The sequence below is a fragment of the Streptomyces sp. NRRL S-37 genome (genome assembly GCF_000721605.1).
In the GTDB taxonomy this organism is placed as follows: Bacteria; Actinomycetota; Actinomycetes; order Streptomycetales; family Streptomycetaceae; genus Streptomyces.
On sequence record NZ_JOIZ01000003.1, the window covers coordinates 293,645 to 311,283 of the forward strand.

A 17,639-nucleotide genomic window follows, 5' to 3' on the forward strand; every position below is an offset into this window, starting at 1 on the left:
GGCACGGGGCGGGTGGGAGCGGTCAGTGGATGATGCCGGTGCGCAGGGCCACCGCCACCATGCCGGCGCGGTCGCCCGTGCCGAGCTTGCGGGCGATGCGGGCGAGGTGGCTCTTGACGGTCAGCGCCGACAGGCCCATGGAGACGCCGATCGCCTTGTTGGACTGGCCCTCCGCCACCAGTCGCAGCACCTCGACCTCGCGGCCGGACAGTTCCCGGTAGCCGCCCGGGTGGCTCGGGGCACCCGGGGGGCGGCGGTGCAGGCGGGCGGCGGCGGCGCCGATGGGGGCGGCACCGGGGCGGGTGGGGAGCCCGAGGTTGGTGCGGGTGCCGGTGACGACGTACCCCTTCACTCCGCCGGCCAGCGCGTTGCGTACGGCGCCGATGTCGTCGGCGGCGGAGAGGGCGAGGCCGTTGGGCCAGCCGGCCGCGCGGGTCTCGGAGAGGAGGGTGAGGCCGGAACCATCCGGCAGATGGACTTCGGCGACGCAGATGTCGCGGGGGTTGCCGATGCGGGGACGAGCCTCCGCGACGGACGAGGCCTCGATGACATCGCGTACACCGAGTGCCCACAGATGGCGGGTGACGGTGGAACGGACGCGTGGGTCGGCCACGACCACCATGGCGGTCGGCTTGTTCGGGCGGTAGGCGACCAGGCTTGCGGGCTGCTCGAGGAGAACGGACACCAGGCCTCCTGGGTGCGGGACGGGCCGGCTCGTGGGGGGTGCAGTGGGGACGAACCGTGCTTTCAAGGTCACAGTCGTCTTCGGCAATAAACCTGGTGTCCTTTAACGAATGATCACGAAGTGATGAGTAACAATCCGAGCAATTCGGACGCACGAGCGATCATTCGAAGATCGAACGGTTTCGATCCGCGTCGCAACGCTTCCGAAAGTGGCCGTGTCGACAAAGTGACGGGCGAGCGTGACCGTCGGAAGCCCCGCGCGGGAGGCGTCAGCGCGACTGCGGCCCCCTCCGCTGCGGCAGCGTCACCACGGACGCGTCCCCGGCGGCGGCCGGCGGCAGCCCCGCGACCTGGGCCAGCAGATCGGACCACGCCCCCAGATGGGCGGCCGTGTCCGGGGCCCCGCCCAGCCCCTCCCGGGGCGTCCAGGACGCCCGGATCTCGATCTGCGAGGCGGCGGGCCGCGCGGACAGCCCGCCGAAGTAGTGGGAACTCGCCCGCGTCACCGTGCCGCTCGGCTCGCCGTACGTCAGCCCGCGCGCCGCCAGCGCGCCGGTCAGCCAGGACCAGCACACGTCCGGCAGCAGCGGGTCCGCCGCCATCTCCGGCTCCAGCTCCGCGCGCACCAGCGTCACCAGACGGAAGGTGCCCCGCCAGGCGTCGTGCCCGGCCGGGTCGTGCAGCAGCACCAGCCGCCCGTCGGCCAGGTCCTCCTCGCCGTCGACGACCGCCGCCTCCAGCGCGTACGCGTACGGGGCGAGCCGCTTCGGGGCGGGCGCGGGATCCACCTCGATCTGCGGCCGCAGCCGCGCGCCGCGCAGCGCCTCCACGGCGGCCCGGAAGGGCGGCGGGGGCGCGCCCCCCGTACCCCCCGCGCCCCCCGCGCCCCCCTGACCGGAGTCCCCTCCGGTCTCCTTCCGTTCGTCCATTCCGCCAGCGCCGTCCGACAGTCGTCCCTGAGCCGCAGCCATGCGGGGAAGATTAAGCGGAACGGGCCCCCGGCGCGGGGAGGGACACCCGCGCCGCCCGGCGGTGTCCGGATCCCGCCCCGTGAGCCCTGGGGTCCGGACGTGCCGGAGGGTCGTGCGAGACTTGCCGGTGTGAGTGCCAACGCAAGCCCGACGGGCCAGACGCCGACCGCGACCCCCGATCCCGTCAGGAACGACGCAGTCCAGGAATCCGCCTTCCTCAAGGCGTGCCGGCGCGAGCCCGTGCCGCACACGCCGGTGTGGTTCATGCGGCAGGCCGGGCGCTCACTGCCGGAGTACCGCAAGGTCCGCGAGGGCATCGGGATGCTCGACTCCTGCATGCGCCCCGACCTGGTCACCGAGATCACCCTCCAGCCGGTGCGCCGCCACCAGGTGGACGCGGCGATCTACTTCAGCGACATCGTCGTCCCCCTCAAGGCCATCGGCGTCGACCTCGACATCAAGCCGGGCATCGGCCCGGTCGTCGAGCAGCCCGTGCGCACCCGCGCCGACCTCGCCCGGCTGCGCGACCTCACCCCCGAGGACGTCTCCTACGTCACCGAGGCGATCGGCATGCTGACCCGCGAGCTCGGGCCCACCCCGCTGATCGGCTTCGCGGGCGCCCCGTTCACCCTCGCGAGCTACCTCGTCGAGGGCGGCCCGTCCCGTACGTACGAGAACGCCAAGGCGATGATGTACGGCGACCCGGAGCTCTGGGCCGACCTGCTCGACCGCCTCGCCGACATCACGGCCGCGTTCCTGAAGGTGCAGATCGAGGCCGGCGCCTCCGCCGTCCAGCTCTTCGACTCCTGGGCCGGCGCGCTCGCCCCCGCCGACTACCGGCGCTCGGTGCTGCCCGCCTCGGCGAAGGTGTTCGACGCGGTGGCCGGCCACGGCGTCCCGCGCATCCACTTCGGCGTCGGCACCGGCGAGCTGCTGGGGCTCATGGGCGAGGCCGGCGCGGACGTCGTCGGCGTCGACTGGCGCGTCCCGATGGACGAGGCCGCCCGCCGCGTCGGCCCCGGCAAGGCGCTCCAGGGCAACCTGGACCCGACCGTGCTGTTCGCCGGCCGGGAGGCCGTCGAGACCAAGGCGCGGGAGGTCCTGGAGACGGCCGCCGGCCTGGAGGGCCACGTCTTCAACCTCGGCCACGGCGTCATGCCGTCCACCGACCCGGACGCCCTGACCCGTCTCGTGGAGTACGTCCACACGCGGACGGCACGCTGACCCACCGCGTACGCGCCGGAACCCGGGGGCGGGGTACGGGGCACACGTCGCCCGCCGCGTTCGCTCCCGGGTACGGGCAGGTGGAGGCCCCATGAGGCCCGAGACGTCCGACCCCGCCCCGATCGGCGTCGTCTTCACGCGGGGGCCGGAACACCGGCTCGCGCACAGGGGCGCCGTCCACCGGAACACCTTCGGCGACCGCCCGCCGGGCCGGACGGTCCGCGAGGCATTCCCGGCCTCGCGCGGTCCGGCCGCTGCGACCAGGGCTTCGCTACGGGCGCGGCCGAGGCGCTCACCTCCGTACCCGGCGACCCGGCCCACCCCGGTCCGGTGGGCGGCGGGACCCGGGAGCATCACCTTGTACGGCAGCGCGCAGGCCCGGACCGCACGGCCTTCGGCGGGAACGGGGGCGATCACGCCGGGTGCCCGGCCGACCGGTGCGCGCGCCGGGACAACGGCTTCCGCGGACGGCGCGGGAACACGGCGGCGGGGGATCCCGCCCGGGCTCGCGGAACTGGGCACATCGCCACCGTCCGCCGTGTCCTGTGCGACATCGGCGTCCGGGACGGGCCGCGATCGCCGGCGCTGGACGCGGGCGGCCGCGCGGGGGCCGAGCACATGGCCGCGCTGCGGCGCGACCACCCCGGCGCACCCGCCGTGTCCGTCCGCACGGGCGAAGGAGTGGACGAACCCCCGCGGCGCCCCGCGTGAGCCGGAGGGGACCTGTGGGGCGGGGCCCGGACCCGCCGTCCGGGGCCGCCGCCGGTCCGGGCGGTGGCGGCAGGACGGTGAACGAGGCGCTCCATCGATGTGACCTGTGTCACTCGATGGTGTTCTTGGCGCCGGGGTTCCTCCCGTGTCACGATTTCCGCACACCTTCCCTGCCCGAAAACAGTCGCGAGGCAGCGGATCGACCGCCCTCCCGGGGTCGGCCGCCCTCCCGTCGATCCCCCGCAGGCGAGACCGGACCCCCTGTGGACCACAGTGGTCGATCGCATTGCTTCGGGCATGCGAGCAGCTGAATTCCCCTCCCTCGAAGGGCGGACGCGACTCGCCGTCGACGTTCCCCTCCGACCCGGCCGCCCCGGCGAACACGTCGGTCCGGCAGTCCGGCCGCGGTCCGTCCCGCGTCAGCCTCAGGCGCACCACGCGTGCCGACGCGACACGGACCACGGACGGGGCCGGAGCGCTCCGCCGACGCGTCACGAAGCGGCCCGCGCTCCCGGAGGTCCGTGAGGCCGCCCGCCAGGGCCGTGCGGCGTCCGACCGCGAGCGGTGTCCGCCCGCCCGGTTCACCACGGGCGTGACAGACCACCGCGTGGAACCTGTCAACGACCACACCGAGGACGGCGGCGAGAACGGTCCGCCGTCAGCGCGACGCCCTCACCGCCCCTGCCGTCGAGACCCTGAGGAAGTGGATCCCCGATATGCCGAGGCTATGCAAGCCGGCGATGAACGCGCCCGAACACGTCATCACCGTGGAAGAGACCCTGGAGTTCGCCGCGAGAACCCATGCCGGCAAGCCCCAGCTCCCCCTGGCGCTCCGCCTGATCCGGAACACCGGCGTCAAGAAGCGGCACATCGTCCAGCCCATCGAGAAGACGCTCCACCATCCGGGCTTCGAGGAGCGCAACCGCGTCTATGAGGCCGAGTCCAAGAAGCGCACACCCCAGGTCGTCGAACAGGCCCTGACCAACGCCGAACTGAAGGCCCGTGACATCGACGCCATCATCTACGTGTCGTGCACCGGCTTCCTGATGCCGTCACTGACGGCATGGATGATCAACAACCTGGGCTTCCGCTCCGACACACGGCAGATACCCATCGCCCAGCTGGGCTGCGCGGCGGGCGGAGCGGCGATCAACCGCGCCCACGACTTCTGCGCGGCCCACCCCGGCAGCAACGTCCTGATCGTCTCCTGCGAGCTGTGCTCGCTCTGCTACCAGCCCGACGCGGACGACATCGGCTCACTGCTCTCGGACGGCCTGTTCGGCGACGCGGTCGCCGCCGCCGTCGTACGGGGCGAAGGGGGCGTCGGCATCGACCTGGAGCGCAACGCCTCCTACCTCATCCCGGGCACCGAGGACTGGATCTCCTACGCGGTCAAGGACACCGGCTTCCACTTCCAGCTGGACCGCCGCGTGCCCGGCACGATGGAGCCGCTCGCCCCGGTCCTGCGCGAGCTGGCCAAGGACCACAGCTGGGACGTCGGCAAGCTCGACTTCTACATCATTCACGCCGGCGGCCCGCGCATCCTCGACGACCTCGCGAAGTTCCTCGAAGTCGACCGCGAGGTGTTCCGGCACAGCTGGTCGACCCTGAACGAGTACGGCAACATCGCCAGCGCCGTCGTCCTCGAGGCCACCCGCAGGCTGTTCGAGGAGGACGCGCCCGCGCCCGGCGCGACCGGCCTGATCGCAGGCTTCGGCCCGGGCATCACCGCCGAGATGGTGCTCGGCACCTGGGCGGCCGGCGGCGTCCCGCGGACCTTCGCCTGAGCCCACGCACCGATCAAAGGAAGCGGAGCACATGACCGACCTCATCATCCCGGCCGGTGTCGGGCGCAAGCTGGTCACCCCCGCGCAGGAGGTGACCTTCAAGGCCACGAAGGAGATGGGATCCTCCGTATCGATCTTCGAGGTGGTCGTTCCGCCCGGATTCGACGTCGGGGCGCACGTCCACAACCGGTCCCAGGAGTTCTTCTACGTCCTGGAGGGCGAGCTGGACCTGCTGTGCTTCGAGCCGGCCGAGCGTACGACGGACACCTGGCACCACTGGCGGTCACCCAAGGGCGACCGTGTCGTCCGCGCCGGTGAGGGCAGTTGCATGTTCGTGCCCTCCGGCACCCCGCACGCGTTCCGGAACGCCACGGACAAGCCGGTGAAGATGCTCTTCCAGAGCTATCCCTCGCCCGAACACGAGGCCTACTTCGAGGAGATCGCCGAGATCTGGTCACGCGGCACCGCGGTGGACCCCGCGGCCGTGGAGGCGATGCGCCGGCGGTACGACGTCAGCCAGATCACGCCGCTGCGCTTCGAGCCGCCGTCCGGCGCCGGGAACCCCGGCCGGGAAACGGACGCCGAGCGGAACGAGAGGTGACCGCGATGGAGACGCCCCCTCCCGTTCCCCTGGTCCACGCGAGCCTCGGGGAGAAGGAACTGGCCGCCGTCGCCGAGGTGTTCTCCTCCGGCTGGCCCGCCGGACAAGGCCCGAGGGGCAAGGCCCTGGAGGCCCAGCTGGCCGAGAGGTACGAAGTCGCCGACGCCGTCGCGGCGAGCAACTGCGGTGCCGCGCTCCACTTGGCGCTGCTCGCCCTCGGCGTCGAACCCGGCGACGAGGTGATCGTCGCCGACTACACCTTCCCGGCCCCCGCCCAGGCCGTGCGCTACGTCGACGCCGTACCGGTCTTCGCCGACGTGCGTGCCGACACCGGCACCGTCGACCCGCGGTCGGTGGCCGACCTGATCACCCCCCGCACCGTCGGCGTGATCGCGGTGGACACGCTCGGCGTCCCCGCCGACTACGGGCAACTGCAGACGATCGCCGACCGTCACGGCCTGTTCCTCGTGGAGGACGCGGCCTGCGCGGTCGGCGCCACCTACCGGGGCCGCCAGGCGGGCGCGCTCGCCGAGGTGGGCTGCCTGTCCTTCCACGGACGCAAGGGAGCCACCAGCGGTGAGGGAGGCGCGCTGCTCGCGCGCGACCCGAGGATCGGCGCGGACGCGCGGCTGCGTTCCTCCTTCGGCATCGGCAGCATTTTCGACATGGGCAAGGTCGTCGGCCTGCCCATCCCGGAGTTCACCGAGATCGGCTACAACTACAAGCTGTCCGACATCGCCGCGGCGATCCTGCAGGTGCAGCTGGGCAGGGTCGACGAACTGCTGGCCCGCCGCAACGCCGTCGCCGCGCAGTACACCGAACTCCTCGCCGACGAGGAACTCCTGACGGTGCCGTTCGTGCCGGAGGACCGCACCCACGCCTGGCAGTCCTACGTCGTCACGCTGGACGCGGGCGTGGACCGCTCGGCGGTCGCCGCCGAACTGCGGGGCCAGGGGATCGGCTGCGGACAGGGCGCGTGGGCGACCCACGTGCAGCCGGTGTTCCGGTCGCGGCAGAAGTGCCCGGTCTCGGCGGACCTCTTCGCGCGCAACCTCGCCGTACCCATGCACGCGGAACTCACCCCGGACCAGGTCGAGAGGGTCGTGAACGCCCTGCGCGGCGCGGTCCGGACCCACTCGACGGCCACCCGGTCCACAGGAGGGGCAGCATGACGAACCACCAGCCGTCGCCCGACACCGTCATGCGGCTGATCAACGGTTACTGGGCCACCGGCATTCTCGCCGTCTCGGCCACTCACTCGCTCTTCAACCACCTGGAGGACGGCGCGGGCACCGCGGCCGCGCTGGCCGACCGCGCCCGGATCTCCGAACGGGGCGCGCAGACTCTCCTCGACGGGCTCGTCAGCATCGGTCTGGTCGAGCGGGACGACGGCCGCTACCGCAACACCGCCGAGGCGTCCGCCTACCTGGTCGACGGCAAGCCCGGCTCGCTGAGCAGCTTCGCCAGGCTCAAACTGACCCACATGGGCAGCCTGGCCGACCTCGCCGAGGTGGTTCGCGTCGGAGGGCCGGTGACGAACCCGGTGGTGGAAGTGGCCAACAACCCGCACTGGGAGGGGATCGTCACGGCGATCGCCGCGCAGTCGGTGCCCGCCGCGACGCTCGCCGCCGAGCTGCTCGGGCTGGCCGGGGCCGGCGAGATCACCATCCTCGACGTGGGCGGCGGATCGGGCGTCTACTCGGGCATCTGGCTGGAGGCCAACCCGGCCGCCCGCTCCACCCAGCTCGACTGGGAGCCGATCAACGCGATCGCCCGCCGGCTGCTGACGGAGCGCGGAGTGGCCGACCGGTTCACCACCGTCGACGGCGACTTCCACACCACCGACTTCGGCACCGCCGCGTACGACGTCGCGGTGTACTCCCACATCGCCCACCAGGAGGGGCCGGAGAGCAATGTGGAGGTCTTCACCCGGCTCCGGCAGGCCCTCAGGCCCGGCGGCACCCTCGTCGTCAACGACTACGTCGTCGACGACGACCGCAGCGGTCCGGCCTTCCCCCTGCTGTTCGCCTCCGAGATGCTGCTCAAGAGCAAGCAGGGCAGCACCTGGCGGCGGTCCGACTACCACGACTGGCTCGCCAAGGCCGGCTTCACGGACGTCTCGTTCCACTCCGCGCCGCCCGCCACCCTGGTCATCGCCCGGTAGGCGGCGGACCGGAGGGTCGTCACGGACGTCGGTACAGCCCGCATGCCCATTGATCCCCGCAGAGGAGACAGCCCCATGAAGGGTTCCGTGGCCTATCGATCGATACAGAAGCGCGGTCTTCACATCGGCCTGCTGCCGGCCATGGCCGCGGCCGTCAACGGGGCGACGCCGATCACGCTCGACCACGACCTGGACGTTCTTCCCGAGACCGGCAGGCACCTGACGGTCTCCCGGCTCGCTGAGTCGGTCGACGACCTGGCGGCCCGTCTGTGGGCCGTCGGTGTGCGGCCCGACGAGCACGTCGTGCTCCACAAGAGGGCGAACGCCGACGTGTGGATGCTGGCCTGTGCCGCGTCCCGGATCGGTGCGGTGCCCGTGCTGCTCTCGCCCGGCCTGGACGCGGTGACGGTCGGTGCCCTGCTCGAGCGGGTCGACCGGCCCACCCTGCTCACCGACGAGGCCAAGCTCGACATGCTGGCCGGGCTGCCCCTGGCGGAGCTGACCCGGCGGGTGGTCATCGTGTCCGGCGAGCGGCCGCGGACCGTGTCGCTGGGCGCCGTCGCCGGGGCGCCGCGGGTCAGGCCCGTGGTGCGGCCCATCGACGAGGCAGCCGTGATCACCCACACCTCGGGCACCACCGGGGTGCCCAAGCTGGTCGTGCACACGCCCCGCACCCAGGGCCTCCGGCTCAAGCCGCAGTGGCGGCTGCTCTCCCTCATGCGGAAACGGGAGAACGTCGCCATCCACCTCCCCTTCGTGCACTCGCGGAACGTCGCGGCGATGGCCCTGGCCCTCCTGAGGGAGATGCCGGTGCTGCTCATGAAGGAGTCGGACCCCGGCACGGTCGCGGAACTGTTCCTCGAGAACCGGCCGGGTCTCGTCGAGGCGCTGCCCAACTCGCTGATGGCGTGGGAGGGCCTGACCGAGGACCCGCGCAAGCCGTTCGCCTCGGTGAAGTGCTTCAGCAGCACCTTCGACGCGATCCATCCCAGGACGATGAGCCGGCTGCTCACGTCGTCCGAGCGGCGGGGCGCCCTGTTCTTCCAGATCTACGGGCAGAGCGAGGTCGGACCCGCCGTCGGCCGCGCCTACTTCCGTCACTCCGCCCACAAGGTCAACGGCCGCTGCGTCGGCTGGCAGATGCCCCTGGGCGCGGCGAAGGTGCGTGTCGTCAGCCGCGACGGCAAGCGCCCGACGGAGCGGAACCCCGGCCGCATCCAGGTCTCCTGGCCTGGCCTGGCCAAGACGTACTTCGGTGAGGAGGAGCGCTACGCCGACAACCGTGACGGTGACTGGTGGGGCACCGGAGACGTGGGGTACTTCACGAGGTTCGGCTGCCTGCACATGCTCGACCGCGAGGTCGACATGATCCCCGGGGTCCGCAGCTCCCTCGAGGTCGAGGACCTGGTCCTCGCCAGGCTGCGGGAGCTGAGCGAGCTGGTCGTGGTCCATGGCCCGGACTCCGAGGCCGTCCCGGTGCTCTGCACCCACGGTGACCGGCCGCTGGACCCGGACCGCTGGCGCGCGGCCGTCGCCGACTTCCCGCAGCTGGCCGACCCGGTCCAGATCCCCGAGGCCGAACTGCCGCGCACCGGCACGCTCAAGGTGCAGCGCCTCGCGCTGGCCGACCGGCTCAAGGACAGGCTCGAGAACCGGGAATGACCCGCGACCATCCGGCCGCCACGGCGGCGGAGGACCGCCGCCGTGCGGCTCGCGAGCTCCGTGTGAGCGACGCGCGCAGGAACCGAGACCGACTCATGGGAGTGATGATGCCGGGTACCGTCGACGTCGATGTGGCGAGTGTCTGCTCAGCCATCGAGAAGTCAGCCGCTCTGCTGGACGTGACCGCTTCGCGCGACATTGTCCTGCCCGTCCTCACCGCGTACGAGGACGCGCTGGACCAAGCCGTGATCGCCTTCAGGGTGGCCACCAACGCGCGGCACGAAGGGGACTTCGACGCTCGCTTCACTCTTCCCAAGGAGGTGGATCCGTACGAGGTCGCCCTGTCGAAGGGGCTGATCGAGAGGACGGACCACCCCATCGGCGACCTGCTCTCGGACATCCAGCAGCTCTGCCCCATCGACAGCTACGGCATCGACTTCGGGGTCACCTCCGGGTTCAAGAAGATCTGGGTGTACTTCCCCGCGGGGGAGCAGGAGACCCTGGACCGACTCAACCGCCTGGCGTCGATGCCGCCGAGCCTCGCCGGCAACATCGATTTCTTCACCCGTTACGGCCTGGCCGACAAGGTGGACGTGATCGGGATCGACTACCGCAGCCGGACGATGAACGCGTACCTCGCGGCGCCCCCGGAGTGCTTCGAGCGGGAGACCGTCCTCGCGATGCACCGGGACATCGGGCTGCCGAACCCGAGCGAGCGGATGTTCACCTTCTGTGAGAAGTCGTTCGGGCTCTACACCACCCAGAACTGGGAATCCGGCGAGATCGAGCGGATCTCCTACGGGGTGAAGACGGACAACCCGATGGCGTACTTCGCCCGGCTGGGCACCAGGATCGAGCACTTCGTGATGAACGTTCCGTACGGTGTCGACGACCCCAAGATGGTCTACGCCGCCGTGACGTCCGACGGCGAGGAGTACTACAAACTCCAGTCGTACTACCGCTGGCGCTCCGTCAGCCGGTTGAACGCCGCTTACATCGCCGCTCGCGACAAGGAACCCGCATAACCGCAGAAGCGGTTCACGCGCCGGCCGCGGGGCCGGCTCTCAGGGAATCCCGCCCTTGCGGGATTCCCTTTTTTGATCTGCTCTCACGTGGATCGGTCACGGACCGCACGCAGAATTGCGTACGAGAGGTGAGTTCAATAATGAGTCGGACGACCTCGGGCCCGGAAGATCCGGGCGGACAGGGCAGTCCAGTATTCCAGTTCAGTCGTATGGAGGCTCTCCTTCGGGAACACCGGCTCCGCCGCCTGACGGTCGACGGCCTCGACGCCGTGTTCGTCAAGGACCCGGTCCTGGTTCGCAAAATATTGGTGAGCGAGAGCAAGAACTACGGCAAGGGCGAACTCTTCCGGAAGGCCAGGAACCTCAGCAGGGTGGGAATGCTCTCGGAGGACGAGGCCATGCACCGGCACTACCGGCGCCTGGCCAATCCCTACCTGCGGTCGTCGAAGGTCGACGAATACGTTCCCGCCATGCGTGACATCGTGCGCGGCGTCGTGTCCTCGTGGCGGGCCGGGAACGCCGTGGACGTCCAGGCGGAGATGTGCCGGATCACCTGCGGTATCGCTGTGGAGACGCTCATCACCGGGCTGTCGTCCGAGACCACGGAGGAGTTGAGCGGGCGTCTTTCCCGTCTGGCCTGGGAAATGATCAGGAAACCGCTCTACGGGAAGTCGGCGGCCCGAGCGGCGCGACCGGGCGCGTCCCGGAAGCTGTCCCGGGCGCGTACGGAATTCCGGGAATCCCTGGCGGCGTGCATCGCGGACCTCATGGACTCCCCGGAATCGGCGGGCGGTTACCTCTCGGCGCTCCTGACGGACTCCGACGACAGGGGGAACCGTCGCCTGACGGCGGACGAGGTGTGCGAAGAGGCGGCCATGATGCTGACCGCGGCCACGGTCACCACGGCCTCCGTCATGTCGTGGTCCTTGTACCTGCTCTCCAGGAATCCCCTGGCCGAGGAGAGGCTCCTCAAGGACATGACGCTCAGACGGAGCGGAGACGCCGCCCGCGACCACGCCGCCCCCGGCTACACCCTCCGGTTCCTGATGGAGGTCCTGCGCCTCTACCCCCCGGTGTGGATCTCGTGCCGGAAAACCCTTTCGGACGTCGTGCTCGGCGACCACCCGCTCCCCGCGGGAACGAACGTGGTGTTCAGTTCCTACTTGTTGCACCGGGACCCCGACCGCTACCCGGATCCGCACCGGTTCGACCCCGACCGATGGCTGACCTTCCGGCCCGACAGGGCGGACGCCTTCTACATCCCCTTCGGGATCGGGTCGAAGGGGTGCATCGGGGAGCCGTTCGCCTGGCAGGAACTCGAAGTCATCCTCGACGTGGTGACACAGGAATGGAAACTGACCGCCGGCTCCGACCGCCCCGTCCGCACAGCGCCGGAGACCACGCTCCACCCCCGCCGCCTTCTCATGGTTCCTCAGCCGCGGTAACCCGCGAGGACGATGCGATCCCACCGCAGACAAGACAAGGGGAGTTGACCACTGTGACACTGCCGACGTCGGTGGAAGGAGTGCCGACGGACCGCCGGCCCCGCTCCACCGGTACCGGTCGCGCCCACGCCAAAGCCGTTCTGCTCGGGGAACACGCCGTCGTGTACGGGGCTCCGGCACTCGCTCTTCCCCTTCCGCGACTGACGGTCACGGCCGACGCCCGCCGGTCCTGCCGCGGGAGCGACGGACCGGGCACCGTGTCCTTCACGATGAGCGGTTCCCCGTCGCGGCCGGTGGTGACGCAGGCGTCCGACGGGCTTCGCCGGCTGGTCACCGAGTTCACGGAAACGCTGGGCGTGGACGACGGCCAGCACCTCGACGTGGTCATCGACTGCGCGATCCCCCACGGCCGGGGCCTCGGCTCCAGCGCGGCCTGCGCACGTGCGGTGGTCCACGCCCTCGCCGATCTCCACGGCCGCGAGGTCACGGAGACCGAGGTGTTCGACCTGGTGCAGACGGCCGAGAACGTGGCGCACGGCCGCTCCAGCGGCGTCGACGCACGGGCCGTCGGCGCGTTCGCCCCGCTGCTGTTCCAGCGGGGCGAGGCCCGGGAACTGAGCATCGGCTGCCACGGCCTGTTCGTCATCGCGGACAGCGGTGTCGTGGGCCGCACCAAGGACGCGGTCGAGCTGCTGCGCGAAGGATTCCGGCGGCGCGACGGAGCGAAGGAGAGATTCGTGCACCGCGCATCGCGGCTGACAGAGGAGGCCCGGCACGCCCTCGCCGACGGCAGGGAGGAGGAGCTCGGCTCACGGCTGACGGACTACCACGACCTGCTGCGGGGGGCCGGGCTCAGCACTCCCGGCATCGACGCCCTCGTCGGGGCCGCGCTCACGGCGGGCGCCCTCGGAGCCAAGATCACCGGTGGTGGCCTGGGCGGCTGCGTCATCGCCCTGACCCGGCCGGAGCGGTCCGAGGAGGTCGTCCGGCGACTGCACGCGGCGGGCGCCGTGCGGAGCTGGGTCGTACCACTGGGAGGGCTTGCCGAGAATGCGACGTGAGAGCCCGGCCTCCCTCGTCCACGCGCGGGAGCGGGGCACCGCCGGACGTGCCACCGCTGTGGCGCACCCGAACATCGCGCTGATCAAGTACTGGGGCAAACGCGACGAGCACCTGCTCCTGCCCCGTGTCGACAGCCTGTCGATGACCCTGGACGTCTTTCCGACGACCACCCGCGTCCGGCTGGCCCCGGGAGCCGGACACGACGAGGTGACCCTCGACGGCCGGCCCGCCGGGGGCGAGGCACTGCGCCGCGTCGTCGCGTTCCTGGACCTGGTGCGGGAACGGGCCGGGCTCGCGCACCGGGCCGTGGTGGACAGCGAGAACACCGTCCCCACCGGAGCGGGCCTCGCCTCGTCCGCGAGCGGTTTCGCCGCTCTCGCCGTCGCCGCGGCGGCCGCGTACGGGCTCGACCTGGACGCCACCGCCCTGTCGCGGCTGGCCCGGCGCGGCTCCGGGTCGGCGTCCCGGTCGGTCTTCGGCGGCTTCGCCGTGTGGCACGCGGGCCCGGACTCCGGCACCGCGGCGGAGGCCGACCTCGGCTCCCACGCCGAGCCCGTGCCCGTGGGGGACCTCGACGCGGCACTGGTCATCGCCGTGGTCGACGCGGGCCCGAAGACGGTGTCCAGCCGGGAGGCCATGCGGCGGACCGTCGACACCTCCCCGCTGTACGAGTCGTGGGCCGTCTCCAGCAGGGGCGACCTGACCGAGATGCGGGCGGCACTGCTCGCCGGCGACATCGAGGCCGTCGGGGAGATCACGGAGCGCAATGCGCTCGGCATGCACGCGACCATGCTCGCGGCGCGGCCGGCCGTGCGCTACCTGTCGCCCGCCACGCTCACCGTCCTCGACGGTGTGCTCCGGCTCCGGTGGGACGGCGTCCCCGCCTACGCCACCATGGACGCCGGCCCCAACGTCAAGGTGCTGTGCCGTCGTACGGACGCGGACCGGGTCGCCCGGGCGGTACGCGACGCCGTCCCGGGCGGCTCGGTGCTCGTCGCCGGGCCGGGGCCGGGCGCCCGCCTGCTGCACGGGGACGGCCGATGACCCGTCGGCGGAACGTCGTCCGCCGTGCGCCGGGCAAACTGTTCGTCGCGGGGGAGTACGCGGTGATGGAACCCGGCAACCCGGCGATCCTCGTGGCGGTCGACCGCCACGTCACCGTCACCGTGACCGGCCCCGCCGAGGAGGGCGTCGAGATCACCTCCGACCTCGGCCCGTGCGGCGCGCGCCTGCGGTGGCGGGACGGCCGGCTCGGGCCGTACGGCACGGACGACGGGCAGGATGGAGGGGCGAGGCTCGCCCATGTGACGTCCGCGATCGAGACCGTGGCCCGGCTGCTGACCGAACGCGGCCTTCCCGCACCGGTGTTCGGCATGTCGGTCGAGAGCGGCCTGCACGACGCCGGTACCAAGTACGGCCTGGGTTCCAGCGGCGCGGTGACGGTGGCGACGGTGGCCGCCGTCGCGGCGTTCTGCGGCCTCACGCTGTCCGACGAGGAGCGGTTCCGCCTCGCCCTGCTCGCCACCGCCGAAATCGACCCCAAGGGCTCCGGCGGCGACCTCGCCGCCAGTACCTGGGGCGGCTGGATCGCCTACCGGGCGCCCGACCGGGCCGCCGTCCGGGACCTTGCCCGCGACCGCGGTGTCGAGGAGGCGCTTCGCGCGCCCTGGCCGGGTTTCGGAGTGCGTCGTCTGCCGGCGCCCGAGGGCCTCTCACTGGAGGTCGGCTGGACCGGAAGCCCGGCCTCCACCGCGGCCCTGGTGTCGGGCCCGCACCGGCGGCCCTGGCGCGGCACCGCCGCCCACCAGAGGTTCGTCCGCACCACCACCGACTGTGTGCGTACGGCGATCGACGCGCTGGAGCGGGGCGACGGACGGCGGTTGCAGGAGCAGATCCGCCGGGCCCGGCGGGAGCTGGCCCTCCTGGACGACGAGGTCGCTCTGGGCGTCTTCACTCCCCGGCTGACGGCGCTGTGCGAGGCCGCCGAGGCCGTGGGGGCCGCGGCCAAGCCCTCCGGGGCGGGCGGCGGCGACTGCGGCATCGCCCTGCTGGACGCCACCGCCCCGCGGGACACCGCCCGATTGCACGAACGGTGGGCCTCGGCCGGGGTGGTGCCCCTGCCGGTCCGCCCCGCCGCGGAAGGGAACGAGGAATGATCGCTCAACGCAAGGACGACCACGTCCGGCTCGCTGTCGAGCAGCAGCAACAGCACCCCGGACACAACCAGTTCGACGAGGTGTCGTTCGTCCACCACGCCCTGGCCGGCCTCGACCGGGCGGACGTCTCACTGGCCACCGCCTTCGCCGGCGTCTCCTGGCGGGTGCCGCTGTACATCAACGCGATGACCGGCGGCAGCGAGCGGACCGGCGTCATCAACCGGGACCTGGGCATCGCCGCCCGCGAGACCGGCGTACCCATCGCGTCGGGGTCCATGAGCGCCTACTTCAAGGACCCCGGCAGCGCCGGTACGTTCAGCGTGCTGCGCGAGGAGAACCCGGACGGGTTCGTCATCGCCAACGTCAATGCGACGGCCTCCGTCGACCAGGCGCTGAGGGCCGTCGACCTGCTTCGGGCCGACGCCCTCCAGATTCACGTCAACACCGTGCAGGAGACGGTGATGCCGGAGGGCGACCGGTCGTTCTCGTCCTGGGTCCCGCAGATCGAGAAGATCGCGTCCGGCGTCGGCGTCCCCGTGATCGTGAAGGAGGTCGGCTTCGGGCTGAGCCGCGAGACCGTCCGCCTGCTGGAGAGCCTCGGCGTGCGGGTCGCCGACCTCGGCGGCCGGGGCGGCACCGACTTCGCCCGCATAGAGAACGGCCGGCGTGAACTCGCCGACTACGCCTACCTCACCGGTTGGGGACAGTCCACCGCCGCCTGCCTGCTGGACGCGCAGGACGCCCCGATCCCCGTCCTCGCCTCCGGTGGGGTGCGCAACCCGCTCGACGTGGCCCGTGCGCTGGCGCTCGGCGCGTCCGGCGTCGGCGTCTCCGGCACGTTCCTGCGCACCCTGCTCGACGGCGGGGTGGAGGCGCTGATCGCGCGGATATCGGCCTGGCTCGACCAACTGGCCGCGCTCCTGACCCTGCTCGGCGCCCGCACCCCCGCCGACCTGACGCGCTGCGACCTGCTGATCCACGGCGAGCTCCGCGACTTCTGCGCCGACCGGGGAGTCGACACCCGGCCGTTCGCCCGCCGTTCCGGCGGCCTCGACGTCCCTCACGAAACGACGGGAAACACACGATGACCGACAACGCGATCGCCGGGGTCCCGATGCGATGGGTGGGCCCCCTGCGCATCTCCGGGAACGTGGCCACCACCGAGACCCCGGTCCCGCTCGCCACCTACGAATCGCCGCTGTGGCCCTCGGTGGGCCGGGGCGCGAAGGTGTCCATGCTGTCCGAGCAGGGCATCGTCGCCACCCTCGTGGACGAGCGGATGACCCGGTCGGTGCTCCTGGAGGCGGTGGACGCGCAGACCGCGCTGACGGCCGTACGGACCATCGACGCGCGCATCGGCGAGCTGCGCGAGGTCGTGCGCACCTGCAGCCGGTTCGCCGAACTGATCGGCGTACGCCACGAGATCAACGCCAACCTGCTGTTCGTCCGGTTCGAGTTCAGCACGGGCGACGCCTCCGGCCACAACATGGCCACGCTCGCCTCCGACGTGCTCCTGGGGCACCTGCTGGAGACGATCCCGGGCATCTCCTACGGATCGATCTCCGGGAACTACTGCACGGACAAGAAGGCGACCGCGATCAACGGCATCCTCGGCCGCGGCAAGAACGTCGTCACCGAGTTGCTCGTGCCGCGTGAGGTGGTGCGGGGCGTCCTGCGCACGACGGCCGCCTCGATCGTCGAGCTGAACATCCGCAAGAACATGCTCGGAACCCTGCTCGCCGGCGGCATCCGCTCGGCCAACGCCCACTTCGCGAACATGCTGCTCGGTTTCTACCTGGCCACCGGCCAGGACGCGGCCAACATCGTCGAGGGCTCCCAGGGCGTCGTGATGGCCGAGGACCGGGACGGAGACCTCTACTTCGCCTGCACCCTGCCCAACCTGATCGTGGGTTCCGTCGGGAACGGCAAGGGGCTCGACTTCGTGGAGTCGAACCTGACCCGGCTCGGCTGCCGGGCCGAGCGCGCCCCCGGGGAGAACGCGCGCCGGCTCGCCGTCATCGCGGCGGCGACGGTGCTGTGCGGCGAACTGTCCCTCCTCGCGGCCCAGACGAACCCGGGCGAACTGATGCGCGCACACGTCCACATGGAACGCGACCACAACACAGCGAAGGCCGGTGTCTGAGGAA

The 17,639-nt window shown here is 71.7% G+C and carries 15 protein-coding genes; 13 read left to right on the top strand and 2 right to left on the bottom strand.

All coding sequences use genetic code 11. The annotated features are described in order from the left end of the window. Positions 1-22 precede the first annotated feature (22 nt). Together IH50_RS0105385 and IH50_RS0105390 are read right to left on the bottom strand one after the other, a co-directional pair. Complete coding sequence (locus tag IH50_RS0105385) at positions 23-685, bottom strand: helix-turn-helix transcriptional regulator (RefSeq protein WP_004923664.1); 663 nt, start codon at positions 683-685, stop codon at positions 23-25. A gap of 268 nt (positions 686-953) precedes the next feature. Continuing rightward, entirely contained in the window at positions 954-1,655 is a 702-nt protein-coding gene (locus IH50_RS0105390) for a DUF3000 domain-containing protein (RefSeq protein ID WP_030857814.1), read from the bottom strand. Positions 1,656-1,784: 129 nt separating this feature from the next. Between IH50_RS0105390 and hemE the strand changes: the two genes are divergently transcribed. The 13 genes from hemE to IH50_RS0105455 all read left to right on the top strand — a co-directional run bounded on the left by hemE (position 1,785) and on the right by IH50_RS0105455 (position 17,635). After that, entirely contained in the window at positions 1,785-2,879 is a 1,095-nt protein-coding gene (hemE, locus tag IH50_RS0105395; protein ID WP_030857816.1) for a uroporphyrinogen decarboxylase, read from the top strand. Between the two features lie 1,427 nt (positions 2,880-4,306). Further along, positions 4,307-5,377, top strand: a complete 1,071-nt coding sequence (locus IH50_RS0105400; RefSeq protein ID WP_199822048.1) for a type III polyketide synthase — start codon at positions 4,307-4,309, stop codon at positions 5,375-5,377. A gap of 31 nt (positions 5,378-5,408) precedes the next feature. Continuing rightward, on the top strand, positions 5,409-5,978 hold the full coding sequence (locus IH50_RS0105405) for a cupin domain-containing protein (RefSeq protein WP_030857819.1): 570 nt from the start codon (positions 5,409-5,411) through the stop codon (positions 5,976-5,978). 5 nt (positions 5,979-5,983) lie between these two features. After that, on the top strand, positions 5,984-7,150 hold the full coding sequence (locus IH50_RS0105410; protein WP_030857821.1) for a DegT/DnrJ/EryC1/StrS family aminotransferase: 1,167 nt from the start codon (positions 5,984-5,986) through the stop codon (positions 7,148-7,150). Further along, positions 7,147-8,142, top strand: a complete 996-nt coding sequence (locus IH50_RS0105415; protein WP_030857823.1) for a class I SAM-dependent methyltransferase — start codon at positions 7,147-7,149, stop codon at positions 8,140-8,142. The genes IH50_RS0105410 and IH50_RS0105415 overlap by 4 nt, the downstream gene beginning before the upstream one ends. 75 nt (positions 8,143-8,217) lie before the next feature. Further along, a complete protein-coding gene (locus tag IH50_RS0105420) occupies positions 8,218-9,804 on the top strand; it encodes a class I adenylate-forming enzyme family protein (protein ID WP_030857825.1) in 1,587 nt (528 codons plus the stop codon). Between the two features lie 107 nt (positions 9,805-9,911). Continuing rightward, positions 9,912-10,829: an aromatic prenyltransferase gene (locus tag IH50_RS0105425; protein WP_037872080.1), complete on the top strand. Its 918-nt coding sequence runs from the start codon at positions 9,912-9,914 to the stop codon at positions 10,827-10,829. 209 nt (positions 10,830-11,038) lie between these two features. Next, on the top strand, positions 11,039-12,274 hold the full coding sequence (locus tag IH50_RS0105430) for a cytochrome P450 (protein WP_030857829.1): 1,236 nt from the start codon (positions 11,039-11,041) through the stop codon (positions 12,272-12,274). Continuing rightward, positions 12,178-13,335, top strand: a complete 1,158-nt coding sequence (gene mvk, locus IH50_RS0105435) for a mevalonate kinase (protein WP_078913862.1) — start codon at positions 12,178-12,180, stop codon at positions 13,333-13,335. The genes IH50_RS0105430 and mvk overlap by 97 nt, the downstream gene beginning before the upstream one ends. Next, complete coding sequence (gene mvaD / locus IH50_RS0105440) at positions 13,325-14,380, top strand: diphosphomevalonate decarboxylase (protein WP_051767179.1); 1,056 nt, start codon at positions 13,325-13,327, stop codon at positions 14,378-14,380. The genes mvk and mvaD overlap by 11 nt, the downstream gene beginning before the upstream one ends. After that, entirely contained in the window at positions 14,377-15,492 is a 1,116-nt protein-coding gene (locus IH50_RS0105445; RefSeq protein WP_030857835.1) for a phosphomevalonate kinase, read from the top strand. The genes mvaD and IH50_RS0105445 overlap by 4 nt, the downstream gene beginning before the upstream one ends. Then, on the top strand, positions 15,489-16,580 hold the full coding sequence (gene fni, locus IH50_RS0105450) for a type 2 isopentenyl-diphosphate Delta-isomerase (protein ID WP_030857837.1): 1,092 nt from the start codon (positions 15,489-15,491) through the stop codon (positions 16,578-16,580). Before IH50_RS0105445 ends, fni begins: the two co-directional genes overlap by 4 nt. Beyond that, on the top strand, positions 16,577-17,635 hold the full coding sequence (locus tag IH50_RS0105455; protein WP_030857839.1) for a hydroxymethylglutaryl-CoA reductase: 1,059 nt from the start codon (positions 16,577-16,579) through the stop codon (positions 17,633-17,635). The genes fni and IH50_RS0105455 overlap by 4 nt, the downstream gene beginning before the upstream one ends. Positions 17,636-17,639 lie beyond the last annotated feature (4 nt).